This window comes from Enterobacter sp. UPMP2061, assembly GCF_053709615.1.
On sequence record NZ_JBSKJP010000004.1, the window covers coordinates 24,284 to 49,357 of the forward strand.

General features: G+C 55.6%; 23 protein-coding genes. 17 read left to right on the forward strand and 6 right to left on the reverse strand.

Features of this window, described 5'->3' with window-relative positions; all coding sequences use genetic code 11:
• The first annotated feature begins 7 nt into the window (after positions 1-7).
• From ACWKXX_RS10705 to tldD, 4 genes are all read left to right on the forward strand, one after another.
• Positions 8-601 carry a Maf family protein gene (locus ACWKXX_RS10705; RefSeq protein ID WP_003860403.1) on the forward strand — a complete coding sequence of 198 codons (594 nt, stop codon included), beginning with the start codon at positions 8-10 and terminating at the stop codon, positions 599-601.
• A complete protein-coding gene (gene rng / locus ACWKXX_RS10710; RefSeq protein ID WP_003860405.1) occupies positions 591-2,060 on the forward strand; it encodes a ribonuclease G in 1,470 nt (489 codons plus the stop codon). Before ACWKXX_RS10705 ends, rng begins: the two co-directional genes overlap by 11 nt.
• Positions 2,061-2,102: 42 nt before the next feature.
• Positions 2,103-5,909, forward strand: a complete 3,807-nt coding sequence (gene yhdP, locus ACWKXX_RS10715; RefSeq protein WP_261665959.1) for an AsmA2 domain-containing protein YhdP — start codon at positions 2,103-2,105, stop codon at positions 5,907-5,909.
• Between the two features lie 83 nt (positions 5,910-5,992).
• The gene (gene tldD, locus ACWKXX_RS10720; protein WP_045340029.1) at positions 5,993-7,438 is read left to right on the forward strand and encodes a metalloprotease TldD; all 1,446 of its coding nucleotides are present in this window, start codon (positions 5,993-5,995) and stop codon (positions 7,436-7,438) included.
• Positions 7,439-7,487: 49 nt separating this feature from the next.
• Here tldD and aaeR read toward each other — a convergent pair whose 3' ends face one another.
• Positions 7,488-8,414, reverse strand: coding sequence for an HTH-type transcriptional activator AaeR (gene aaeR / locus ACWKXX_RS10725; RefSeq protein WP_003860415.1), 927 nt, complete (start codon positions 8,412-8,414; stop codon positions 7,488-7,490).
• Between the two features lie 179 nt (positions 8,415-8,593).
• Between aaeR and aaeX the strand changes: the two genes are divergently transcribed.
• The 5 genes from aaeX (at position 8,594) to ACWKXX_RS10750 (ending at position 13,569) form a co-directional block, all read left to right on the forward strand.
• Positions 8,594-8,797: a p-hydroxybenzoic acid efflux pump operon protein AaeX gene (gene aaeX, locus ACWKXX_RS10730; RefSeq protein WP_003860416.1), complete on the forward strand. Its 204-nt coding sequence runs from the start codon at positions 8,594-8,596 to the stop codon at positions 8,795-8,797.
• 7 nt (positions 8,798-8,804) lie between these two features.
• Positions 8,805-9,737 carry a p-hydroxybenzoic acid efflux pump subunit AaeA gene (aaeA, locus tag ACWKXX_RS10735; protein WP_017382713.1) on the forward strand — a complete coding sequence of 311 codons (933 nt, stop codon included), beginning with the start codon at positions 8,805-8,807 and terminating at the stop codon, positions 9,735-9,737.
• 5 nt (positions 9,738-9,742) lie between these two features.
• Positions 9,743-11,710 carry a p-hydroxybenzoic acid efflux pump subunit AaeB gene (aaeB, locus tag ACWKXX_RS10740; protein ID WP_015572008.1) on the forward strand — a complete coding sequence of 656 codons (1,968 nt, stop codon included), beginning with the start codon at positions 9,743-9,745 and terminating at the stop codon, positions 11,708-11,710.
• An 86-nt stretch (positions 11,711-11,796) separates the two neighbouring features.
• The gene (locus ACWKXX_RS10745) at positions 11,797-13,251 is read left to right on the forward strand and encodes an NAD-dependent succinate-semialdehyde dehydrogenase (protein ID WP_017382714.1); all 1,455 of its coding nucleotides are present in this window, start codon (positions 11,797-11,799) and stop codon (positions 13,249-13,251) included.
• 45 nt (positions 13,252-13,296) lie between these two features.
• On the forward strand, positions 13,297-13,569 hold the full coding sequence (locus ACWKXX_RS10750) for a barstar family protein (RefSeq protein ID WP_003860424.1): 273 nt from the start codon (positions 13,297-13,299) through the stop codon (positions 13,567-13,569).
• Positions 13,570-13,628: 59 nt separating this feature from the next.
• On the opposite strand, the gene yhcN is transcribed toward ACWKXX_RS10750, so the two are convergent.
• Both yhcN and argR read right to left on the reverse strand, forming a co-directional pair.
• A complete protein-coding gene (gene yhcN / locus ACWKXX_RS10755) occupies positions 13,629-13,892 on the reverse strand; it encodes a peroxide/acid stress response protein YhcN (RefSeq protein WP_006812160.1) in 264 nt (87 codons plus the stop codon).
• Between the two features lie 378 nt (positions 13,893-14,270).
• Complete coding sequence (argR, locus tag ACWKXX_RS10760; protein WP_003860428.1) at positions 14,271-14,741, reverse strand: transcriptional regulator ArgR; 471 nt, start codon at positions 14,739-14,741, stop codon at positions 14,271-14,273.
• A gap of 397 nt (positions 14,742-15,138) precedes the next feature.
• Here argR and mdh point away from each other — a divergent pair, with 397 nt between their 5' ends.
• A complete protein-coding gene (gene mdh / locus ACWKXX_RS10765; protein WP_003860429.1) occupies positions 15,139-16,077 on the forward strand; it encodes a malate dehydrogenase in 939 nt (312 codons plus the stop codon).
• A gap of 51 nt (positions 16,078-16,128) precedes the next feature.
• Here mdh and degS read toward each other — a convergent pair whose 3' ends face one another.
• The 3 genes from degS to zapG form a co-directional block, all read right to left on the reverse strand.
• The gene (gene degS, locus ACWKXX_RS10770) at positions 16,129-17,196 is read right to left on the reverse strand and encodes an outer membrane-stress sensor serine endopeptidase DegS (RefSeq protein WP_003860430.1); all 1,068 of its coding nucleotides are present in this window, start codon (positions 17,194-17,196) and stop codon (positions 16,129-16,131) included.
• Positions 17,197-17,288: 92 nt separating this feature from the next.
• On the reverse strand, positions 17,289-18,656 hold the full coding sequence (degQ, locus tag ACWKXX_RS10775; RefSeq protein ID WP_015572006.1) for a serine endoprotease DegQ: 1,368 nt from the start codon (positions 18,654-18,656) through the stop codon (positions 17,289-17,291).
• A 170-nt stretch (positions 18,657-18,826) separates the two neighbouring features.
• Positions 18,827-19,225, reverse strand: coding sequence for a Z-ring associated protein ZapG (gene zapG / locus ACWKXX_RS10780; RefSeq protein ID WP_003860432.1), 399 nt, complete (start codon positions 19,223-19,225; stop codon positions 18,827-18,829).
• A 189-nt stretch (positions 19,226-19,414) separates the two neighbouring features.
• Between zapG and zapE the strand changes: the two genes are divergently transcribed.
• The 7 genes from zapE (at position 19,415) to nanA (ending at position 25,018) form a co-directional block, all read left to right on the forward strand.
• On the forward strand, positions 19,415-20,539 hold the full coding sequence (zapE, locus tag ACWKXX_RS10785; RefSeq protein ID WP_017693899.1) for a cell division protein ZapE: 1,125 nt from the start codon (positions 19,415-19,417) through the stop codon (positions 20,537-20,539).
• Between the two features lie 292 nt (positions 20,540-20,831).
• Positions 20,832-21,260 carry a 50S ribosomal protein L13 gene (gene rplM, locus ACWKXX_RS10790; RefSeq protein ID WP_003860434.1) on the forward strand — a complete coding sequence of 143 codons (429 nt, stop codon included), beginning with the start codon at positions 20,832-20,834 and terminating at the stop codon, positions 21,258-21,260.
• A 15-nt stretch (positions 21,261-21,275) separates the two neighbouring features.
• Positions 21,276-21,668 carry a 30S ribosomal protein S9 gene (gene rpsI, locus ACWKXX_RS10795; protein WP_003860436.1) on the forward strand — a complete coding sequence of 131 codons (393 nt, stop codon included), beginning with the start codon at positions 21,276-21,278 and terminating at the stop codon, positions 21,666-21,668.
• A 307-nt stretch (positions 21,669-21,975) separates the two neighbouring features.
• Positions 21,976-22,614, forward strand: a complete 639-nt coding sequence (sspA, locus tag ACWKXX_RS10800; RefSeq protein WP_003860438.1) for a stringent starvation protein SspA — start codon at positions 21,976-21,978, stop codon at positions 22,612-22,614.
• 5 nt (positions 22,615-22,619) lie between these two features.
• The gene (sspB, locus tag ACWKXX_RS10805) at positions 22,620-23,117 is read left to right on the forward strand and encodes a ClpXP protease specificity-enhancing factor (protein WP_026080566.1); all 498 of its coding nucleotides are present in this window, start codon (positions 22,620-22,622) and stop codon (positions 23,115-23,117) included.
• A gap of 102 nt (positions 23,118-23,219) precedes the next feature.
• Positions 23,220-24,002: a transcriptional regulator NanR gene (gene nanR, locus ACWKXX_RS10810; RefSeq protein WP_261665961.1), complete on the forward strand. Its 783-nt coding sequence runs from the start codon at positions 23,220-23,222 to the stop codon at positions 24,000-24,002.
• Positions 24,003-24,124: 122 nt separating this feature from the next.
• Positions 24,125-25,018: an N-acetylneuraminate lyase gene (gene nanA, locus ACWKXX_RS10815; RefSeq protein WP_045338301.1), complete on the forward strand. Its 894-nt coding sequence runs from the start codon at positions 24,125-24,127 to the stop codon at positions 25,016-25,018.
• Positions 25,019-25,074: the final 56 nt, after the last annotated feature.

Consider the following 25,074-nt stretch of genomic DNA (forward strand, 5'->3'; position numbering starts at 1 on the left):
GGTTTCTATGACGTCTTTGTATCTTGCCTCCGGTTCTCCGCGTCGCCAGGAACTGCTCGCGCAGTTGGGTGTCTCCTTCGAACGCATCGTTACCGGTATCGAAGAAAAACGTGCTGAGGGTGAAAGCGCTCAGCAGTATGTCTCTCGTCTGGCGCGTGAAAAAGCGCAGGCGGGCGTGGCATGCGTGCCGCGTGACTTACCGGTGCTGGGTGCGGATACCATCGTTATTCTCAATGGTGAGGTGCTTGAGAAACCCCGCGACGCAGACCATGCGGCGCGGATGCTGCGTAATATGTCCGGACAAACCCATCAGGTGATGACGGCGGTAGCGCTGGCAGATAGCCAGTACGTTCTGGATTGCCTTGTGGTAACGGAAGTGACGTTCAGAGTCCTCACCGACGAGGAGATCGCCGGCTATATCGCCAGCGGTGAACCTATGGATAAAGCAGGTGCATACGGTATTCAAGGGTTGGGTGGCTGTTTTGTCAGGAAGATAAATGGCAGCTATCACGCCGTAGTCGGCTTACCGCTGGTGGAAACGTATGAGTTGCTGAGCAATTTTAACTCACTGCGTGAGGGAAGGGATAATTATGACGGCTGAATTGTTGGTAAACGTAACGCCATCGGAAACCCGTGTGGCCTACATTGATGGTGGCATTCTCCAGGAAATTCATATTGAGCGTGAAGCGCGACGCGGAATCGTAGGCAATATCTACAAAGGTCGTGTCAGTCGTGTCCTGCCGGGTATGCAGGCGGCTTTTGTAGATATTGGGCTCGATAAGGCGGCGTTTTTACATGCCTCCGATATCATGCCGCACACCGAATGTGTGGCAGGCGAAGAGCAAAAGCAATTTGCCGTGCGCGACATCTCTGAGCTGGTGCGTCAGGGCCAGGATCTGATGGTACAGGTGGTAAAAGATCCGCTTGGCACCAAAGGCGCGCGTCTGACCACCGACATCACCCTGCCTTCACGCTATCTGGTCTTTATGCCGGGGGCGTCGCACGTCGGCGTGTCACAGCGTATTGAGAGCGAAAGCGAGCGTGAGCGCCTGAAAAAGGTGGTCAGCGCCTACTGCGACGAGCAGGGCGGGTTTATTATCCGTACAGCGGCGGAAGGGATCAGCGAAGAAGATCTGGCCTCGGATGCGGCCTACCTGAAGCGCGTCTGGACCAAAGTGATGGAGCGTAAAAAACGCAACCAGACCCGCTACAGGCTGTACGGTGAGCTGGCGCTCGCTCAGCGCGTATTACGTGATTTCGCCGACGCCCAGCTTGACCGCATCCGCGTGGACTCCCGTCTGACGTACGAAGCCTTACTGGAGTTCACCGCCGAATACATCCCGGAAATGCCGGGTCTGCTGGAGCATTACACGGGCCGCCAGCCGATATTCGACCTGTATGATGTTGAAAACGAAATTCAGCGCGCGCTGGAGCGTAAGGTGGAGCTGAAATCGGGCGGTTACCTGATCATCGACCAGACCGAAGCGATGACCACCGTTGATATCAACACCGGCGCGTTTGTCGGCCATCGCAACCTTGATGACACCATCTTCAACACCAACATCGAAGCGACGCAGGCCATTGCGCGCCAGCTTCGCCTGCGCAATCTGGGCGGCATTATCATCATCGACTTTATCGATATGAATAATGAAGATCACCGCCGTCGCGTGCTGCACTCGCTGGAGCAGGCGCTGAGTAAAGATCGCGTGAAAACCAGCATCAACGGCTTCTCGCAGCTCGGTCTGGTGGAAATGACCCGGAAACGGACCCGCGAAAGCGTGGAACATGTCCTGTGTAATGAGTGTCCAACCTGCCATGGACGCGGAACGGTAAAGACGGTGGAGACGGTCTGCTACGAGATCATGCGTGAGATTGTCCGTGTCCATCATGCCTACGACTCAGACCGTTTTCTGGTCTATGCTTCCCCTGCGGTGGCGGAGGCCCTGAAAGGGGAAGAGTCGCACGCGCTGGCAGAAGTGGAAATCTTTGTCGGCAAACAGGTAAAAGTGCAAATTGAGCCGCTCTATAACCAGGAGCAGTTTGACGTCGTCATGATGTAAACGCAGTTCGCTGCGAGATTTAAGGCTGACAAGGAGAGACGCGTGAGGCGATTGCCGGGGATTTTACTGCTTACAGGGGCAACGCTGGTCGTGATTGTCGCGTTGCTCGTGAGCGGGCTGCGTCTCGCCTTGCCGCATCTGGACAGCTGGCGGCCGCAGATCCTGGCAAAAATCGAATCCGCCACCGGCCTGCCGGTGGACGTGAGTCATATCGAGGCAAGCTGGCAGAACTTTGGCCCGACGCTTGATGCGCGGGATATCAGCGCCAGCCTGAAAGATGGCGGCCACCTCAAAATCAAACGCGTCACCCTGGCGCTGGATGTCTGGCAAAGCCTGCTGCATCTGCGCTGGCAGTTTCGCGATCTCACCTTCTGGCAACTACAGCTGATGACTAACACGCCGCTGCGAAGCGGCGACAGCGATCGGGGGCTGGAAACCAGCCGTATCAGCGATCTGTTCCTGCGGCAGTTCGATCATTTCGATCTGCGCGACAGCGAAGTGAGCTTTATTACTCTTTCCGGCCAGCGCGCTGAGCTGGCGATCCCACAGCTGACCTGGTTAAACGGAGAAGATCGCCACCGCGCCGAGGGGCAGGTGAATCTCTCCAGCCTGAACGGGCAGCACGGCGTTATGCAGGTGCGGATGGATCTGCGTGACGACAATGGCCTGCTGAACAACGGCAGGGTGTGGCTACAGGCGGACGACGTGGACGTGAAGCCGTGGCTCGGTGAGTGGTTACAGCAGAACATGCAGCTGGAGACCGCGCGCTTCAGCCTGGAAGGCTGGATGACCCTGACGAACGGGACGTTCGCCAGCGGCGATATCTGGCTTAAGCAGGGGGGCGCGAGCTGGAAAGGGGAAAACCATCAGCATCAACTTTCCGTCGATAACCTCACCGCACACGTGACGCAGGATAAAGGCGGCTGGCAGTTCGCTATACCGGATACGCGCATCTCCATGGATAACAAACCCTGGCCGCGCGGCGCGCTGACGCTGGCGTGGATGCCGGAGCAGGACGTCGGCGGGATAAACGGTAAACGCAGCGACGAGCTGCGTATCCGCGCCAGTAACCTGGATCTGACGGCGATCGAAGGGCTGCGTTCAATGGCCGCAAAACTCTCCCCGGAGCTGGGCGAAATCTGGCTGGCGACGCAGCCGAGCGGGCAGATAAACCGGCTGGCGCTGGATATTCCGCTCCAGGCCACGGAAAAGACGCGTTTTCAGGCGGCATGGAAAAATCTCGCCTGGAAACAGTGGAAACTGCTGCCGGGTGCTGAACACTTCAGCGGTAAACTGGAAGGAAGCGTGGAAAACGGCAGGCTGACGGCAGAAATGCAGCAAGCAAAAATGCCGTACGAAACGGTCTTCCGTGCGCCACTGGAGATCGAAAAGGGAAATGCCACCCTCAACTGGCTGAAGAATGACAAAGGTTTTCAGCTCGATGGCCGCGATATCGATGTGAAAGCCAAAGCGGTCCATGCGCGCGGTAATTTTCGTTATCTACAGCCTGAAGGCGATGAGCCGTGGCTGGGTATTCTGGCGGGCATCAGCACGGATGACGGTTCACAGGCGTGGCGCTATTTCCCGGAAAACCTGATGGGGAAAGCGCTGGTGGACTATCTCAGCGGCGCCATTCAGGGCGGCCAGGCGGATAACGCCACGCTGGTCTACGGCGGCAACCCGCACCTGTTCCCGTATAAGCACAACGAAGGCCAGTTCCAGGTTCTGGTGCCGCTACGCAACGCCACCTATGCCTTCCAGCCGGACTGGCCGGCGCTGAAGAATCTGGATATCGAACTCAACTTCCTGAATGACGGCCTGTGGATGAAGACGGACAGCGTTGCGCTGGGCGGCGTAACGGCAAGCAACCTGACGGCAAACATCCCGGATTACTCCAAAGAGAAACTGCTGATTGATGCGGATATTAAGGGGCCGGGTAAAGCGGTTGGCCCGTACTTTGAAGATACGCCGCTGAATGACTCCCTGGCAGCCACCCTTCAGCAGTTGCAGTTAGATGGCGATGTGAATGCTCGCTTACATCTGGATATCCCGCTGGACGGTGAAATGACCACCGCCAAAGGCGACGTTCGCCTTAATAACAACAGCCTCTATATCAAGCCGCTGGACAGCACGCTGAACAACCTCAGCGGTCAGTTCAGCTTTGTTAACGGCACGTTGAAAAGTGAGCCGCTGAAAGCGACCTGGTTCAATCAACCCGTCAATATCGATTTCTCCACCACCGAGGGCGATAAAGCCTACCAGGTGGCGGTCAATATGGACGCGAACTGGCAGCCGTCACGCATGGATGTTCTGCCGAAGCCGATTGAGAATGCGGTGGACGGCGCGGTGTCATGGAATGGCAAGGTCGTCATCGACCTGCCTTATCATGCCGGTGCGCGCTATAACGTCGACATTACGGGCGATCTGAAAAACCTCAGCAGCCAACTTCCCGCGCCGCTGAATAAGAAAAGCGGTGAAGCATTGCCCGTCAATGTTAAGGTTGCGGGCAACCTTAACAGCTTCGATTTAACCGGAAACGCTGGTGGAACAAACCACTTCAACAGCCGCTGGCTGCTTAACCGCAAGCTGACGCTGGACAGAGCGATCTGGACGACGGACAGCCGTACCACGCCGCCGCTGCCGGAGCAGGCGGGCGTTGAACTGAATCTCCCGCCGATGGATGGCGCAGAGTGGCTGGCACTGTTCCAGAAAGGTGTCGGGCAAAACGTCGACCAAACGGCGCAGTTCCCACAGTCCATTACCTTGCGCACGCCTGCGCTGACGCTGGGCGGGCAGCAGTGGAACAACCTGAGTATTGTCTCCCGGCCGACGATAAACGGCTCAAAGGTCGAGGCGCAGGGGCGTGAGATTAACGGTTCGTTGACCATGCGCGATCACGCGCCATGGCAGGCGGCTATCCGTTATCTCTATTACAATCCGACCTTTACGGCGTCTAAAGCAGAGTCGACAAGCACTTCTCCTGTCAGTGGCAGTGGGACGTCGCGCGTGGATTTCAGCGGCTGGCCCGATCTCCAGTTGCGCTGTGCGGAGTGCTGGCTGTGGGGGCAAAAATATGGCCGTATCGACGGTGATTTTGCTATTCAGGGCAATACGCTGAGCCTCTCTGGTGGGCTGGTGGATACCGGCTTTGGCCGCATGACTGCCGCTGGCGAATGGGTGAACAAACCGGGTGAACAGCGCACCTCGCTGAAAGGCGATATTAAAGGCAACAAGCTGGACGCCGCAGCTAACTTCTTCGGCATTAGCACGCCGCTTCGCGGATCGTCCTTCGATGTGAATTACGATCTGCACTGGCGCGCAGCGCCATGGACACCCGATGAAGCTTCGCTTAACGGCATCCTGAAAACCAACTTCGGTAAGGGTGAGATTGCCGATGTGAGCACGGGGCGCGCCGGGCAGATCCTGCGTCTGCTGAGTTTTGACGCGCTGCTGCGCAAGCTGCGCTTCGACTTTAGCGACACCTTCAGCGAAGGTTTCTACTACGATTCCATTCGCAGCACGGCGTGGATCAAAGACGGCGTTCTGCACACCGACGACACGCTGGTGGACGGCCTGGAAGCGGATATCGCGATGAAAGGGTCAGTGGATCTCGTGCGCCGCGAGCTGGATATGGAAGCCGTGGTGGCGCCGGAGATTTCCGCAAGCGTGGGCGTTGCGGCAGCCTTTGTGGTCAATCCGATCGTCGGGGCGGCGGTGTTTGCGGCCAGTAAAGTGCTGGGACCGCTCTGGAGCAAAGTCTCGATTCTGCGCTATCGCATTACCGGGCCGGTTGATAAACCACAGATTAATGAGGTGCTGCGCCAGCCGCGCAAAGAAGCACAGCAATGATTTGACGTGGGCAGGTAATTGCCTCACTCTCAATAAATACGATCTTTACACCGCCACGGGCGGCAACGAACGAGTAGCAATAGATGAGTCTGAACCTGGTAAGTGAACATTTGCTCGCAGCGAACGGCCTGAGCCATCAGGACCTGTTCTCCATTCTTGGTCAACTGACCGAACGCCGCCTCGACTACGGCGATCTCTATTTCCAGTCGAGCTATCACGAATCCTGGGTTTTAGAAGACAGCATCATTAAAGATGGCTCTTATAACATTGACCAGGGCGTCGGCGTGCGCGCCGTCAGCGGCGAAAAAACCGGTTTTGCCTATGCAGACCAGATAAGCCTGGCCGCGCTGGAGCAGAGCGCGCAGGCGGCGCGAACCATCGTGCGCGATACGGGCGACGGACGGGTGAAAACGCTGGGTGAAGTGCAGCACGCTGCGCTCTATACCAGCATCGACCCGCTGCAAAGCATGAGCCGCGAAGAGAAGCTGGACATCCTTCGTCGCGTGGACAAAGTGGCTCGCGCGGCGGATAAACGCGTGCAGGAAGTCTCTGCCAGCCTGACCGGTGTTTATGAACTGATCCTGGTGGCGGCGACGGACGGTACCCTGGCGGCGGATGTTCGCCCGCTGGTGCGTCTCTCTATCAGCGTGCAGGTTGAAGACGACGGCAAGCGCGAGCGCGGCTCCAGCGGTGGCGGCGGTCGTTTTGGTTATGACTGGTTCCTGGGTGATGTCGACGGCGAAGCCCGCGCGGATGCATGGGCAAAAGAAGCCGTGCGCATGGCGCTGGTCAACCTGTCTGCCGTGGCTGCACCCGCCGGTACGTTGCCGGTGGTACTGGGCGCAGGCTGGCCGGGCGTGCTGCTGCACGAAGCGGTCGGTCACGGCCTGGAAGGTGATTTCAACCGTCGCGGGACGTCCGTATTCAGCGGTCAGATGGGGCAGCTTGTCTCCTCCGAACTGTGTACCGTGGTGGATGATGGCACCATGCTCGACCGTCGCGGCTCGATTTCTGTCGACGATGAAGGTACGCCGGGTCAGTACAACGTGCTGATCGAAAACGGCGTACTGAAAGGCTACATGCAGGACAAGCTTAACGCGCGGCTGATGGGCGTTGCGCCGACGGGTAACGGCCGTCGCGAATCCTACGCGCACCTGCCGATGCCGCGCATGACCAACACCTACATGCTGCCGGGTAAATCCACGCCGCAGGAGATTATCGAATCCGTTGATTACGGGATCTTCGCGCCAAACTTTGGCGGCGGTCAGGTGGATATCACCTCCGGCAAATTTGTCTTCTCTACCTCAGAGGCGTATCTGATTGAGAAGGGCAAAGTGACCAAAGCGGTGAAGGGCGCAACCCTGATTGGCTCCGGCATTGAGGCCATGCAGCAGATCTCCATGGTCGGTAACGACCTTAAGCTGGATAACGGCGTGGGCGTTTGCGGCAAAGAGGGCCAGAGCCTGCCTGTGGGCGTCGGTCAGCCTACGCTGAAAGTGGATAATCTGACGGTGGGCGGCACGGCGTAAATTTTCCCCCGCACCCTAACCCTCTCCCCAACGGGGAGAGGGGAAAAGCCTACTCTTTCCTTCTGCCTCGCATGCCCTGAAACAGCTCCGCCACTTCCACAAAATAGTCCGTCAGATAGTTAATACAGACCTGCACCTTCAGCGGCAGCTTGTCCTTTTCGGTATAGAGCGCGTACACCGGACGCGGATCGGACTGGTAGCGCGGGAAGAGGATCTCCAGCACACCGCTGTTGATCTCGTTGATCACCCACATCAGCGGTACGTAGGCGATCCCGGCCCCGGCCACCAGCCAGCGTGAGATGGTCATCGGATCGTTGGTCACGAAGCGGCCTTCAGGCAGCAGTTTAGTGGAAAGCCCTTCCGGGGCGATCAGTTCAAATTCGTTATCTGGCCGAACGCTGTATTCCAGCCACGAGTGGTTGCTCAGGTCGGCAGGTTTTTCCGGCACGCCATACTGTGCCAGATAGCTTTTCGACGCGCAGACCACCATCGGCATGCTGCCCAGTCGACGCGAGAACAGGCTTGAGTCCTGCAACGCGCCAACGCGGATCACCACGTCTAACCCATCGGCAATCAGATCCGGGGCCGGAATGCCCGTAACCAGATTAACGGTTAAACCGGGGTACTCTTTCAGCATTTCCGCCGTCATGGCAGCGAGAACATTTTGTGCCATAGTTGAAGAACACCCGATACGCAGCGTGCCGATAGGCGTGTTGTTAAAGGCATAGAGCTGCTCGTGAACGTCCTGCACCTCATGCAGCATTCGACGGCAGCCCTGATAGTAAATTTTACCCGCTTCCGTCAGCCCGATGCTGCGGGTGCTGCGGTTGAGCAGCTTCACCTGGAGCTCATCTTCCAGTTTTGACACTGTCTGGCTAATGGATGAGACGCTCATTTGTAGCTGACGTGCTGCGGCGGTAAAAGAGCCTTGCTCAACCACTTTCGCAAAGACGGACATGCGTTTTAGACGTTCCATTATTCACTCTGGCTTAAAAGTGATTTAGATCACATATGATAGATAACAGCATAACAGTTACGTTAATATATTATTAATTACATAACGGCTGCGCCACTCTCGCCCGGCAATTCTTGCTCTCCTGCGGCGGCGCGAGCTTAAAAATCCAGTAACCTGCACTCTCTTTAATCAAGGTCAACATGAGTCTGTTTCCCGTTATCGTGGTGTTCGGTTTGTCGTTCCCACCGATATTTTTTGAGCTTCTTTTATCACTGGCGATCTTCTGGCTGGTGCGCAAGGTGCTGGTCCCTACCGGGATTTATGATTTCGTCTGGCATCCTGCATTGTTCAATACCGCGCTGTATTGCTGCCTGTTCTATTTAATATCGCGCATGTTTGTCTGAGGTTGATGTGAAAACGCTAACAAGAAAAATCTCCCGCACTGCCATCACTATGGCGCTGGTCATCCTGGCGTTCATCGCTATTTTTCGCGCCTGGGTTTATTACACCGAATCCCCGTGGACGCGCGATGCGCGTTTCAGCGCGGAGGTGGTCGCGATAGCGCCCGATGTCGCCGGTCTCATTACGGCGGTCAACGTCCACGATAACCAACTGGTGAAAAAAGATCAGGTGCTGTTCACTATCGACCAGCCGCGCTATCAAAAAGCGTTGGAAGAAGCGGAAGCCGACGTGGCGTATTACAACGCGCTGGCCGCTGAAAAACGCCGTGAAGCAGGACGCCGTAACAAGCTGGGCATCCAGGCTATGTCCCGGGAAGAGATTGACCAGTCTAATAACGTGCTGCAAACCGTGCTGCATCAGCTGGCAAAAGCGCAGGCGACGCGCGATCTGGCGAAGCTCGATCTGGAACGTACCGTTATCCGCGCCCCGTCCGATGGCTGGGTGACCAACCTCAACGTCTATGCGGGTGAGTTTATCACGCGCGGCTCAACTGCCGTGGCGCTGGTGAAACAGAACTCCTTCTACGTCCTCGCCTATATGGAAGAGACCAAGCTGGAAGGCGTGCGTCCGGGCTATCGCGCCGAAATCACGCCGCTCGGCAGCAACCGGGTCCTGAAGGGAACCGTGGACAGCGTGGCCGCGGGGGTGACCAACTCCAGCAGTACCAATGATACAAAAGGGATGGCGACCGTCGATTCTAACCTCGAGTGGGTTCGCCTGGCGCAGCGCGTACCGGTACGCATTCGTCTGGATGAGCAGCAGAGCAACCTCTGGCCCGCAGGCACCACCGCGACGGTGGTGATCACGGGTGAAAAAGACCGTGATGCCAGCCAGGATTCTATCTTCCGTCAAATCGCCCATCGCCTGCGCGAGTTTGGTTGATCGCTATGGGCATTTTTTCCATCGCCAGCCAGCACATCCGCTTCGCCGTGAAGCTGGCATGCGCCATTGTGCTGGCGCTGTTTGTTGGCTTCCATTTCCAGCTTGAAACGCCGCGCTGGGCCGTTCTGACCGCCGCGATCGTCGCCGCCGGTCCAGCCTTCGCGGCGGGTGGCGAACCTTACTCCGGGGCAATTCGCTATCGCGGGATGCTGCGTATTATCGGCACCTTTATCGGCTGTATCGCCGCCCTGACCATTATCATCCTGATGATCCGCACGCCGCTGCTGATGCTGATTGTGTGCTGTATCTGGGCGGGTTTTTGCACCTGGGTCTCTTCGCTGGTGAAGGTGGAGAACTCGTACGCCTGGGGTCTGGCGGGATATACCGCGCTGATTATTATCATCACCATTCAGAGTGAACCGCTGCTTGCTCCGCAGTTCGCCGTCGAACGTTGTAGCGAGATTGTCATTGGTATCGTCTGCGCGATTGTCGCAGATCTGCTCTTCTCTCCGCGATCCATCAAGCAGGAAGTCGATCGTGAGCTGGACGCGCTGATTGTTGCTCAGTACCAGCTTATGCAGCTGTGCATTAAGCACGGCGACAGCGAAGAGGTCGACAAGGCCTGGAGCGCGCTGGTGCGCCGCACGCAGGCGCTGGAAGGGATGCGCAGTAATCTCAACATGGAGTCTTCCCGCTGGGAGCGGGCCAATCGTCGTCTGAAAGCGATCAATACCGTCTCGCTAACGCTGATCACCCAGGCGTGTGAAACCTACCTGATTCAGAACACCCGCCCCGAAGTGGTAACGGATACTTTCCGCGAACTGTTTGATGAGCCCGTGGAGACGGTGCAGGACGTGCATCGACAGCTCAAACGCATGCGTCGTGTGATTGCCTGGACAGGAGAACGGGATACGCCAGTCACCATTTATACCTGGGTTGGCGCCGCAACGCGCTACCTGCTCCTGAAACGCGGCGTGATTAGCAACACCAAAATCAGTGCGGCGGAAGAAGAGGTGTTACAGGGCGAAGTGGTGATCAAACCGGAGTCCGCCGAGCGCCACCATGCGATGGTTAACTTCTGGCGTACCACCCTGGCCTGTATACTCGGCACGCTGTTCTGGCTGTGGACCGGCTGGACGTCCGGCAGCGGCGCGATGGTGATGATTGCCGTCGTCACCGCGCTGGCGATGCGTCTGCCCAACCCGCGCATGGTCGCGATCGATTTTCTGTACGGCACCATTGCGGCGTTACCCATTGGTGCGCTCTACTTCCTGGTGATTATTCCCTCGACGCAGCAAAGCATGCTTTTGCTCTGCATCAGCCTGGCGGTGATGGCGTTCTTTATCGGGATTGAGGTACAAAAACGCCGTCTGGGATCGTTGGGTGCGCTGGCGAGCACGATTAACATCATCGTGCTGGATAACCCGATGACCTTCCATTTCAGCCAGTTCCTGGATAGCGCATTAGGTCAGCTGGTGGGCTGTTTCCTGGCGATGATGGTGATCCTGCTGGTGCGGGATAACTCTCAGGCGCGGACAGGGCGTGTGCTGCTGAATCAGTTTGTGTCGGCCGCCGTATCGTCATTGACTACCAACACCGCGCGGCGTAAGGAGAACCACCTGCCGGCGCTCTATCAACAGCTGTTCCTGTTGCTGAATAAATTCCCGGGCGATGTCGCCCGCTTCCGCCTGGCGTTAACCATGATTATCGCGCACCAGCGTCTGCGGAACGCGCCAGTGCCGATCAACGACGATTTGTCCGCCTACCACCGCCAGCTACGGCGAACGGCGGACCATGTGATATCGGCATCCAGTGATGACAAACGTCGCCGCTACTTTAAGCAACTGCTGGAGGAACTGGATATCTACCAGGAGAAACTGCGGATCTGGGAAGCGCCGCCGCAGGTTACCGAGCCGGTAGAGCGGCTGGTGTTTATGCTGCACCGCTACCAGAATGCGCTGACAGACAGCTAACGAAGAGAAAACCGACGCCAAAAGCGTCGGTTTTTTTGTGGCTATACTTATTCTTGCAGGTTCAAACATTCAGGAAGGGAGGACACATGACAACCCAGGCTCTTCAGGACAGTATCCTTTTTCAGACCGGGTATCTGGTTAACGGTATCTGGAAAACACTCGACACCACGTTTGATGTGCTAAACCCGGCCACGGGTGAGGTGGTCGCGAAAGTGGCGAAAGCAGGGAAAGCCGAAACCGAAGAGGCCATTGCGGCCGCGACGAAGGCCTTTCCCGCATGGCGCGCAAAAACGGCAAAAGAGCGCTCCACGATCCTCTATCGCTGGTATGAACTGATTATCGAGAACAAAAGCTGGCTCGGGCGGCTGATGACTACCGAGCAGGGCAAGCCGCTGAAAGAGGCTGAAGGTGAGGTGGACTACGCTGCCAGCTTCATTCAGTGGTTTGCCGAGCAGGCTAAGCGCGCCAACGGTGAAATCATTCCTCCGGTTAAACCCGGCTCCCGTATTCTGGCCACTCGTGAACCTGTCGGGGTGGTTGCTGCTATCACGCCATGGAATTTCCCGATGGCCATGCTCACCCGTAAGCTCGGCCCGGCGCTGGCAGCAGGATGTACCGGCGTCATCAAGCCTGCAAACAACACGCCGCTGAGCGCCTTTGCGCTGCTGACGCTGGCGAAGCAGGCCGGTGTGCCGGATGGTGTGCTGAATGCGGTCGCGGGGAGCACCTCAGAAATTAGTGACGCCATTATGGCCAGCCATGACGTGCGCAAAATCTCGTTTACCGGATCAACCGCCGTCGGGAAAACGCTGGTTCGCAATTCCGCAGAGACCATGAAAAAGGTATCGATGGAGCTGGGCGGTAATGCGCCATATATCGTTTTCGAGGACGCGGATATTGAGGCCGCCGTCAAAGGCGCGATTGCCAATAAGTTCCGTAACGCCGGGCAGGTCTGCGTCAGCGTAAACCGTTTCTATATTCAGGAGACGGTCTATGACAAGTTTGTCAATCAACTTGCCGATGCGGTGAAGGCGCTGAAGGTGGGTAACGGTCTGGACGAGGGCGTCGTTGTCGGCCCGCTGATTGAGCCTTCGGCTGTCGAAAAAGTCCGTGAGCACGTCGAAGATGCGGTAGCGAAGGGCGCCACGGTGCTGGCTGGGGGTAAACCGCACGAACTTGGCGGCAACTTCTGGATGCCAACCGTACTCGGTGACTGCCATGAAGGCATGAAGCTGGCAGAAGAGGAGACCTTTGGTCCCGTTGCCGCCTGCTTCCGCTTCACGTCGGAAGACGAAGTGGTTATGCGCGCTAACAATACGCCTTACGGGCTGGCAGCCTACTTTTATACCCAGAATCTCTCGCGCGTGTTCCGCGTCTCGCAGGCCATTGAGAGCGGCATGATCGGAATTAATGAATGTGCGGTCTCGACCGAGCTGGGTCCGTTTGGGGGCGTAAAAGAGTCCGGGCTGGGCCGCGAAGGGTCCGTGCTGGGGCTGGAGGAGTTTCTGGAAGTCAAAACCCTGCATATCGGGGGATTATAATAGACAGGGCGGCATTTGCCGCCCGCCTGTACCGGGTGGCTGGCAATGAAAATTTATACCTTTGATTTTGACGAAATTGAGAGTCAGGAAGACTTCTATCGCGAGTTTATTCGGGCGTTCGACCTGGAGCGGGGCAGCGTAAGCAATCTTGATATGCTGTGGGATGTGGTTACCGGCGATCGTCTGCCGTTACCGCTGGAAATCGAATTTACCCATCTGCCTGAAAAACTACGCAGACGCTTTGGTGCATTGATTTTATTGTTTGATGAAGCGGAGGAGGAGCTGGAAGGGCAACTGCGTTTCAACGTGCGCCAGTGATAAAAAAGCCCCTGACCGGGAGGTCAGGGGCAAGTCGTATGATGAGATACGACGAGGGTTTATTTGTACAGTTCTGCGGTAGCGTGCCAGTGGTCGCCACTGCGCGCTTCGATGATGCGATAGGATGACGCACCCTGTTCTTCCGCTTTTTTGTTCAGCATTTCGTGCATGTCCATCGGAGACGTACCGATGGCGCCAACAGAAACAGTCCCGATAGCCTGACGGGATTGTGCCTGTTCAGCATTGATGGTGTCGGCTGCAAACGCACCGAATGACAGGACTGACAGTACGCTCAGGGCAGCTACAGTGGTTTTAATTTTCATGATTATTTACCTCGTCAATTATTTTACTGGGGTCTTTGTTCTGTGACCCTCATCACAAAATCAAGTATACACTAATCACGCAAAAAATTAATACCAGACTAATGGTTTCGTCTGTTATTACGCGTTAAAAAATTCATTTTTTATAACGAGAATGCATAAAAAAGGGCGTCACAATGCGAGGTTTGTGGTTTTTTCTTATGTAAATCAAAGGGGTATGGTAATTTGATTTTTTGTGCGATTTTGCGGCAGATCATTCACTGAATGAATGTTAACAGGCGGTAAAAAGCACTATTTGCAAAAGTAGCAGGCAGAGAAAAGCAGGGTAAAACGCGGAAAGAGCAGAATGATCCCCGCAGCCAGGCGCTACGGGGCAGACAATTACAGCTCCTGTTCGAACAGGACCAGAATCGCTTCGTAGAGGTCTTTCACCGAGAAACCATTTGCCGGGGTGGTAAAAATGGTGTCATCACCAGCGATAGTTCCGAGGATCCCCTCTGCTTTACCCAGCGAGTCCAGCAGGCGGGCAATCAGCTGGGCTGCGCCCGGGCTGGTGTGGATCACGACCACGGCATCGTTATAGTCGATGTCCAGAACCAGGTTTTTCAGCGGGCTGGAGGTCGTTGGCACGCCAAGTTCAGCAGGCAGGCAATAAACCATTTCCATTTTGGCGTTGCGCGTACGCACCGCACCAAACTTGGTTAACATGCGAGAGACCTTCGACTGGTTGATGTTGTCGAAGCCTTGTTCCTGCAACGCCTGAACAATTTCTCCCTGAGAACTGAATTTCTCTTCTTTGAGTAGCGCTTTAAACGCCTTCACTAATTCTTCTTGCTTAGACGAGCTTCGCATAAGTCACCCGGAATATGACGATAGAAACAACATTATTATGCATGTGGATGAATTTTTATGCAAATTATCTACCTGGCACCAGGCTGAAATAATGTTATGAAAGGGAGAGATTTTATCAGATTTCGTTATCGGAAAACATGCCTGGGTCACGCCGCGCAAATAAGCTTAAAAGTAAATTAAATGTTATCAAAATGATGTTGTTTTGGTGGCGTGGCAGGGTGTATTGTAACCCCCTCTTAATTCGTTGTTGCCTGCATCCCGATAGTATTCAGGTGAAGGCGAAAGACGTGCGACCTCAAATTCTTTAGCGATGAAAATTGTAATTAATGACGTGCTGAATTATGGTCGCCGCAACGGAGTTACAGATACTTAAGTTAACCATAATAAGGAGTTTAGGATGAAAGTCGCAGTCCTCGGCGCTGCTGGTGGTATCGGCCAGGCGCTTGCCCTACTACTGAAAACCCAACTGCCTTCAGGCTCAGAACTCTCCCTGTACGATATTGCTCCGGTAACCCCAGGTGTGGCGGTTGACCTGAGCCACATCCCGACAGCTGTGAAAATCAAAGGCTTCTCCGGTGAAGATGCGCGTCCTGCGTTGCAGGGTGCCGACGTGGTGCTGATCTCCGCGGGTGTTGCGCGTAAACCGGGTATGGATCGTTCAGACCTGTTCAACGTCAACGCGGGCATCGTGAAAAACCTGGTTCAGCAGATTGCTGAAACCTGCCCGAAAGCGTGCATCGGGATCATCACCAACCCGGTGAACACCACCGTTGCTATCGCAGCAGAAGTGCTGAAGAAAGCGGGCGTTTACGACAAGAACAAACTGTTCGGCGTAACTACGCTGGATATCATCCGCTCCAATACCTTCGTGGCTGAGCTGAAAGGCAAGCAGCCAACGGAAGTGGAAGTGCCGGTTATCGGCGGTCATTCTGGCGTGACCATCCTGCCTCTGCTGTCGCAGATCCCGGGCGTGAGCTTCACCGAGCAGGAAGTGGCTGACCTGACCAAACGTATTCAGAACGCAGGCACCGAAGTGGTGGAAGCGAAGGCGGGTGGCGGTTCTGCAACCCTGTCTATGGGCCAGGCGGCGGCACGTTTCGGCCTGTCTCTGGTTCGCGCGTTGCAGGGCGAAAAAGGCGTTGTTGAATGCGCCTATGTTGAAGGCGACGGTGAACACGCGCGCTTCTTCTCTCAGCCGCTGCTGCTGGGTAAAAACGGTGTTGAAGAGCGTAAGTCTATCGGCACGCTGAGCGCGTTTGAGCAAAACGCGATGGAAGGCATGCTGGATACGCTGAAGAAAGACATTACGCTGGGCGAAGAGTTCGTTAACAAGTGATCTTATCCCGGTAAAAAAAACGGAGCGTTAAGCTCCGTTTTTTTATGCCCGTCAGTTAGTGGCCGGGTATTCCTGGATGGTGACCTGAATCGTCAGCTTCTTGTCATTACGCATGACTTCAACAGGGATGATGGAGCCCGGGCGAATCTCAGCCACCTGGTCCATGGTTTCCAGCGCAGAGACCGCTGGCGTACCGTTGACGGAAAGGATAACGTCGTTCACCTGGATACCTGCGTTGGCCGCCGGGCCGCCAGGCGCCACTTCGTTGACCACAATCCCCTGGATCTGATCGATACCACCGCCCTGCGTATGCATCGGCGCGATTTCACGCCCGCCAATACCGATGTAGCCACGGATCACGCGGCCATCACGGATCAGCTTGTCCATGATCTTGGTCGCCAGCTGGAACGGAATGGCAAAGCCAATCCCTTCCGGCGTTTCGCCGTCGTTGCTCTTGTCGAAGGAGAGGGTGTTAATGCCCATCAGTTCGCCCAGAGAGTTCACCAGCGCACCGCCGGAGTTACCGTGGTTGATCGAGGCATCGGTTTGCAGGAAGTTCTGCCGCCCTGACGGGTTCAGGCCGATACGACCGGTCGCGCTGATGATCCCCTGAGTGATGGTCTGGCCCAGGTTGTACGGGTTACCGATCGCCAGCACCACATCGCCGATGTGCGGCGTGCGTTTGCGATTAATCGGGATAGTCGGCAGACCGCCCGTGGCGTTGATCTTCAGCACCGCCAGATCGGTCAGGCTGTCCGACCCCACCAGCAGGGCTTCAAACACGCGGCCATCCTGCAAGGCGACGATAATCTGGTCGGCATCGTTAATGACGTGTTTATTGGTGATGATGTAGCCCCGGTCATCCATGATCACACCGGAACCGAGCGTGCGGATCTCCAGCTGGTTATGAGCGGAACTGTTAAGCCCGCGGTTATAGACGTTAACCACGGCGGGGGCAGCACGGCGTACCGCCTGATTGTACGTCGCAGGCGTTTCATCCGTGCTGTCGAACTGAGGAGCCGACAGTTTGTTGAACTGGCGTAAAGATGGCATAGCCACCAGCAGCAGACCGGCAACGATCAAACCAATGACAATTGAACGAAAGAGCTTTAAAAGCATGATGCGTGTGTCGTTAAAAAAGGAACGGTTTGCAGCATAACATGAGTTATCCGGACATCACACGCAGCGGCGATGTCCGGAGTCGCAAATGGTTAACGCAGTAAAATGTAGAGGGTGTCGTTGCCACGGATAATTTGCAGGGCAATGACCGCCGGTTTACTCTCCAGCACCTTACGCATTTCGGCAATAGACTGCACGCGAGTGCGGTTCACGCCCACGATCACGTCGTCCTGATGTAAACCTGCCTGCGCGGCCGGGCTGCTCTTCTCAACGGTAGTGACGGTAATGCCTTTCGTGCCGTTTTTAAGCTGACCGTCGCTCAGCGTAGCGCCCTGTAGAGCAGGGGAGATCTGTTCTGCGCTGGCGGAAGAGGAGGTGCTCTTGTCCAGCGTCACTTCCACGGTCAGCGGTTTGCCCTCACGGATCAGGCCCAGCTTCACTTTAGCGCCCGGCTCCGTGGTGGCAATACGTGACCGTAATTCAGCGAAGCTGCTCAGCGGTTTATCGTTCAGGCTGACAATAATGTCGCCGGATTTCACGCCCGCTTTCGCAGAGCCTGAGTTGGGCAGCACTTCGCTGACGAACGCCCCGCGCTGGACGTTGAGCTTAAAGGCTTTGGCGATATCGGCGCTCATCTCCATGCCTTTGATGCCCAGCAGACCGCGCTTAACCTCGCCAAACTGAATCAGCTGTTGAGACAGGGTTTTCGCCATGTTACTCGGAATGGCAAAACCAATCCCGATGCTGCCGCCGCCTGGCGCGAGGATAGCGGTGTTGATGCCGATCAGCTCACCGTTCAGATTAAGCAGCGCACCGCCGGAGTTGCCCCGGTTGATGGAGGCATCGGTCTGGATGAAGTTTTCCAGCCCTTCGAGATTCAGGCCGCTGCGCCCCAGGGCGGAGACAATCCCGGAGGTGGCGGTCTGGCCTAAACCGAACGGGTTACCGACCGCGACGGCAAAATCACCGACGCGCAGCTTATCGGAATCTGCAATGGCGATCTGGGTCAGGTTGCTGGGGTTTTGCACCTGTAGCAGGGCGATATCACTCTGATCGTCACCGCCGATCAGTTTGGCGTCAAACTCCCGACCATCGTTCAGCTGAACGCTGATTTTATCGGCCTGGCTGATCACGTGGTTATTGGTCAGGATATAGCCCTTAGCCGCGTCGATAATCACCCCTGAGCCCAGGCCTTCAAACGGCTGAGCCTGCTGATCCGGCGCGTCTTCGCCAAAATATTTCTTCAGCTCTTCAGGAATACGCTGGCTTTGGCGTGCCGTCCCTTCCACCTGAACGCTGACTACCGCAGGCAGGACTTTTTCAAGCATCGGCGCAAGGCTGGGAATGGCTTCTTGTCCAGGCACCTGCGAAGGCAGTGCCGCACTGGCGGGGAAGGACGCCGAGAGAGATAACCCGACACTTAACGCTAAGGCGCTCAACAGCTGGTTTTTTTTCTTCATTGATGCTGACTCTCGTATCCTGGAATGAAAAAGAACGGCCCCAAAAACATCTTGATGTTATTGAATTTTCAACCGCTGAACAATGAGGTGTTTGACTAAATAATAGCTGGGGACGGGAAGAAAGGACGGGCGCATAAGGTGCGCCCGTAAAATTTATTAAGGTTGTGCGATTAATCGCGTTTTACGCCACCGCGCAGCAGGCCGGACGCGCCGTCTGAATAGTCGCGTGGCATCTGAACCGGAGCCTGATCGTTACCGGCTTCAGAATCAGCCAGACGATTGCGGAAGGGGTTGGTCTCCGCGGTCATTTCCGGCAGCAGGCTGCTGGAGCTTTTCGCCATGTGCTGGTAGAGCTGGCGATAATCTGTCGCCATGTTGTCCAGCAGCTCAGCGCTACGGGCAAAGTGGCTGACCAGCTCTTCGCGATATTCTTCCAGTTCGGCTTTGTTCTTTTCCAGTTCGTATTGCAGTGACTGCTGCTGACGCAATTTGCGGTTACCGAAACGCATGGCCACAGCACCAATGATGATGCCGACGACTAAACCGATTAGCGCATATTCCCAGGTCATGAACTTCTCCCGTTGTCTTGTTGTTCCGTAGGGTGTTGGCTCGGCTCCTGCCTGTGCCTGATTATGCCACTATAACCGCTATTTCCGCAGAAGTGGAATCCTGACGTATCATCGCGTAGTGTAGAACGGCCTTTTTTTCATCAGCCACGCGCGCTGGTGAGGTTTAACTAAAGGAATAACAACAACATCATGCAAAACCTGTCCCCTTCATCGCGTTACCAACTGGCCCTGAGCGAGGGCACACACCAGCCGGATGATGTCCAGCGTGAAGCGGTTAACCGCCTGGACACGATTTATCAGGAACTTCTGGCGAAACCCGCCGATGCGGTGCAGAGCAGTGGGCTGAAGGCGGCATTCGGCCGTTTACTGGGCAAAAAAGAGCCCACGGTAAACGCACCGGTTCGTGGCTTATATATGTGGGGCGGCGTTGGGCGGGGTAAGACCTGGCTGATGGACATGTTCTACCAGAGCCTGCCCGGCACGCGTAAGCAGCGCCTGCACTTTCACCGTTTTATGCTGCGGGTCCATGAAGAACTGACGGCGCTCCAGGGCGAAACCGACCCGCTGGACATTGTGGCCGATCGCTTTAAGGCGGAAACGGACGTGCTCTGCTTCGACGAGTTCTTCGTTTCCGATATTACGGATGCCATGCTGTTGGGGGGCCTCATGAAAGCGCTGTTTGCGCGTGGGATCACTCTGGTGGCGACCTCCAATATCCCGCCGGATGAGCTTTATCGCAATGGTCTCCAGCGGGCGCGTTTCCTGCCGGCCATTGATGCTATCAAACAGCACTGCGACATCATGAACGTCGATGCCGGCGTCGATTATCGTCTGCGCACATTAACGCAGGCACACCTGTGGCTTTCGCCATTGAATGCCGACACAGCCCGCGAGATGGATAAACTGTGGCTGGCGCTGGCGGGAGCGCCGCGGGATAACGCGCCAGCGCTGGAGATTAATCATCGTCCGTTGCCGACGCTTGGCGTAGAAAACCAGACGCTGGCCGTCTCGTTTGCAACGCTCTGCGTGGACGCCCGCAGCCAGCATGACTACATTGCACTTTCGCGTCTGTTCCATACCGTTATGTTGTGGGATGTGCCCGTTATGACCCCACTCATGGAGAGCGAAGCGCGCCGCTTCATCGCGCTGGTAGATGAGTTTTACGAGCGCCACGTTAAGCTGGTGGTCAGCGCCGAAGTGCCTTTATATGAGGTTTATCAGGGCGAGCGCCTGAAGTTTGAGTTCCAGCGCTGCCTGTCGCGCCTGCAAGAGATGCAGAGCGAAGAGTACCTCAAGCGTGAGCATATGCCGTAATAAATGCTCCCCTCTCCCCGTGGGAGAGGGGCTGGGGGTGAGGGCACCAGACCGCACAATACCTGACCCCGAAAAACCCATTCCAAATCACATTTAAGGGTCGATCTTTGACCTCAACTTCTCTATAATCTTGCGACCCCACGTTACGAGAAGGTTTTTTTCCCGAAACTTTCTATGTGTCGGCATGTGCTATTCGAAGGGGTAGGTTTGCCGGACTTTGTCGTGTGAACCTCAACTGACTAAACGTTTGGGTGTTCACCAACGTGTAACTTATTATTTGGGTAAGCTTTTAATGAAAACTTTTACAGCTAAACCAGAAACCGTACAGCGCGACTGGTATGTTGTTGACGCGACCGGTAAAACTCTGGGCCGTCTGGCTACTGAACTGGCTCGTCGCCTGCGCGGTAAGCATAAAGCGGAATACACTCCGCACGTTGATACCGGTGATTACATCATCGTTCTGAACGCTGACAAAGTTGCTGTTACCGGCAACAAGCGTACTGACAAAATGTACTACCACCACACCGGCCACATCGGTGGTATCAAAGAAGCGACCTTTGAAGAGATGATTGCCCGCCGTCCTGAGCGTGTGATTGAAATCGCGGTTAAAGGCATGCTGCCAAAAGGCCCGCTGGGTCGTGCTATGTTCCGTAAACTGAAAGTTTACGCAGGCAACGAGCACAACCACGCGGCACAGCAACCGCAAGTTCTTGACATCTAATCGGGATTATAGGCAATGGCTGAAAATCAATACTACGGCACTGGTCGCCGCAAAAGTTCCGCAGCTCGCGTTTTCATCAAACCGGGCAGTGGTAAAATCGTAATCAACCAGCGTTCTCTGGAACAATACTTCGGTCGCGAAACTGCCCGCATGGTAGTTCGCCAGCCGCTGGAACTGGTTGATATGGTAGAAAAACTGGATCTGTACATCACCGTTAAAGGTGGTGGTATCTCCGGTCAGGCAGGTGCGATCCGTCACGGTATCACCCGCGCGCTGATGGAGTACGACGAATCCCTGCGTTCTGAACTGCGTAAAGCTGGCTTCGTTACTCGTGACGCTCGTCAGGTTGAACGTAAGAAAGTGGGTCTGCGTAAAGCACGTCGTCGTCCACAGTTCTCCAAACGTTAATCCATTCTGCTTACGCAGAACGATTGGCGAAAAACCCGCTTCGGCGGGTTTTTTTATGGATAATGCGCAGGTTATCCACAGTAACATTTCATATATCTTCTCTTTTTCCACATTTCCGGAATCCCCTCACCACAAAGCCATCAAAATCTGGTAAACTATCATCCAATTTTCTGCCCAAATATCGGTGAATACTCGATTTTTGTTCGATTCTTGAACAATGTGTCTTCTCTGGGATGGGCGATACATCATCTGGCTGGCCCCGTTGGGCTGGTAGCAGTAAAAATTCTGAATATACCTGGAGGTTTTCATGGCTGTCGCTGCCAACAAACGTTCGGTAATGACGCTGTTTTCTGGTCCTACTGACATTTATAGCCATCAGGTTCGTATCGTGCTGGCCGAGAAGGGTGTCAGTTTTGAGATCGAGCATGTGGAAAAGGATAACCCGCCTCAGGATCTGATCGATCTCAACCCGAGCCAAAGCGTACCGACGCTGGTGGATCGCGAGCTGACCCTGTGGGAATCCCGTATCATTATGGAATACCTGGATGAGCGTTTCCCGCATCCGCCGCTGATGCCTGTTTATCCTGTTGCGCGTGGTGAAAGCCGCCTGTACATGCAGCGTATCGAGAAAGACTGGTACTCGCTGATGAACGTTATCGTCAACGGTTCCTCTTCTGAAGCGGATGCTGCACGTAAACAGCTGCGTGAAGAGCTGCTGGCGATTGCGCCGGTATTTGGTCAAAAGCCTTTCTTCCTGAGCGACGAGTTCAGCCTGGTGGATTGCTACCTGGCTCCGTTGCTGTGGCGTCTGCCAACCCTGGGCGTAGAGTTCAGCGGCCCAGGCGCGAAAGAGCTGAAAGGCTATATGACTCGCGTCTTTGAACGCGACTCTTTCCTGGCATCTTTAACTGAACCGGAACGTGAAATGCGTCTCGGCCGAGGCTAATGACTGTGGAAATGTCACAACTTTCACCACGCCGTCCGTATCTGCTGCGCGCCTTCTATGAATGGCTGCTGGATAACCAGCTCACGCCGCACCTGGTTGTGGATGTGACGTTGCCGGGCGTGCTGGTTCCAATGGAATACGCGCGCGACGGACAGATTGTACTGAATATTGCGCCACGCGCAGTGGGTAACCTGGAGCTGGCGAACGACGAAGTGCGCTTTAATGCGCGCTTCGGCGGCGTGCCGCGTCAGGTTTCCGTGCCGCTGGCAGCTGTGCTGGCTATCTACGCCCGTGAAAACGGTGCGGGCACCATGTTTGAGCCGGAAGCGGCTTATGATGAAGAGGTTGCCAGCCTGAATGATGATGAGGCATCCGATGAACGCGAAAGCGACACGGTAATGTCTGTCATCGATGGCGATAAACCCGATCATAATGACGACACCGATCCGGATGACGAGCCACCACCACGTGGTGGTCGTCCCGCACTGCGCGTTGTGAAATAAACAAACAGGCCCGACGGGCCTGTTTTGCTTTCGGTCCCTTTTCGTCCCCTCTAATTTCCTGTGTTATGATGAACTGTTTTCCTTCAATGGCACCGGACTGCAATGAAACCGACTGATCTTAAAGCTGAAAACTCTGATGAAACCATTGGTCGCAGCCTGCGCCGTCGGCCGCTGGCGCGCAAAAAACTGTCTGATATGGTGGAAGAAGAGCTGGAGCAGATGATCCGTCGGAAGGAATTTGCCCAGGGAGAGCAGTTACCCTCCGAGCGCGAACTGATGGAGTTCTTCAACGTGGGTCGCCCCTCGGTGCGCGAAGCGCTGGCGGCGCTAAAGCGTAAAGGGCTGGTGCAGATTAACAACGGTGAACGTGCCCGCATAACCATGCCGTCTGCCGATACCATCATCAGTGAATTGTCGGGAATGGCGAAAGACTTTCTGACCCAGCCCGGCGGTATTGCCCATTTCGAGCAGCTTCGCCTGTTCTTTGAATCCAGCCTTGTTCGTTATGCCGCAGAATATGCCACTGACGATCAGATTGCTCAGCTCACAAAAGCCCTGGAGATCAACAGCCAGTCCCTGGATGACAACACGCTATTTATTCGTTCCGATGTCGATTTTCACCGCGTGCTGGCGGAGATCCCCGGCAATCCGATCTTCAATGCGATCCACGTTGCGCTGCTTGACTGGTTAATTGCGGCGCGTCCTAAAGTGCCGGACGCAGAGCTTTATCAGCATAATGAAGTCAGCTATCGCCAGCATATCGCAATTGTGGATGCGATCCGCCGCCGCGATCCCGATGAAGCGGATCGGGCGTTGCAAACTCACCTTAACAGCGTCTCCGCCACCTGGCACGCTTTCGGCCAGCATTCAAAAACCAAAAAATAACGATCCTTTAGTGAAGCAGATCGCAATATAAGCGTTCTGTATTCTACTGCTGCTTAATTGATCTGGTATAACAGGTATAAAGGTATGTCGTTATAACAAACACACGATCGATTGAGGTAACTATGGCAACGCAATTACGCGGCGTAATGGCCGCACTCCTGACCCCGTTTAACTCTGAGCAGATGCTGGATAAAGAAAGCCTGCGCCGTCTGGTGCGGTTCAATATTGAACAGGGTATCGATGGGCTGTACGTCGGCGGTTCAACGGGAGAGGCCTTTGTACAGAGCCTTTCGGAACGAGAGCAGGTGATGGAGATTGTGGCGGAAGAGGCGAAGGGGAAAATCACGCTCATCGCCCATGTTGGCTGCGTCAGCACGGCGGAAAGCCAGCAGTTAGCCATGGCCGCCGCCCGCGTCGGTTTTGACGCTGTGTCCGCCGTCACACCGTTTTACTATCCCTTTAGCTTTGAAGAACATTGCGATCATTACCGTGCAATTATTGACTCCGCGGAGGGGTTGCCGATGGTGGTTTATAACATCCCTGCGCTAAGCGGCGTGAAGTTAAGCCTGGATCAGATCAACACGCTGGTAACGCTGCCTGGCGTCGGCGCGCTGAAGCAAACCTCCGGCGATCTCTTCCAGATGGAGCAGATCCGTCGTGAACATCCGGATCTGGTGCTCTACAACGGTTATGACGAGATCTTCGCCTCCGGCCTGCTGGCCGGCGCGGACGGGGGGATCGGCAGCACCTACAACATTATGGGCTGGCGCTACCAGGCGATCGCTAAAGCGGTTCGTGAAGGGGATAACGCCACCGCACAGCGCCTGCAAAGCGAATGCAACACGGTGATCGATCTGCTGATTAAAGCCGGGGTGTTCCGTGGTCTGAAAACGGTTCTGCACTATATGGACGTGGTATCCGTGCCGCTGTGCCGTAAGCCGTTTGCCCCTGTGGATGAAAAATTCGTGCCAGCGCTGAAAGCGCTGGCGGAGCAGCTAATGGCGGAAAAACGCTAACACAGCGCCGGGGGCGCAGCCGCCATCCGGCAAAACGACAGAGAAATCGTCGGGAG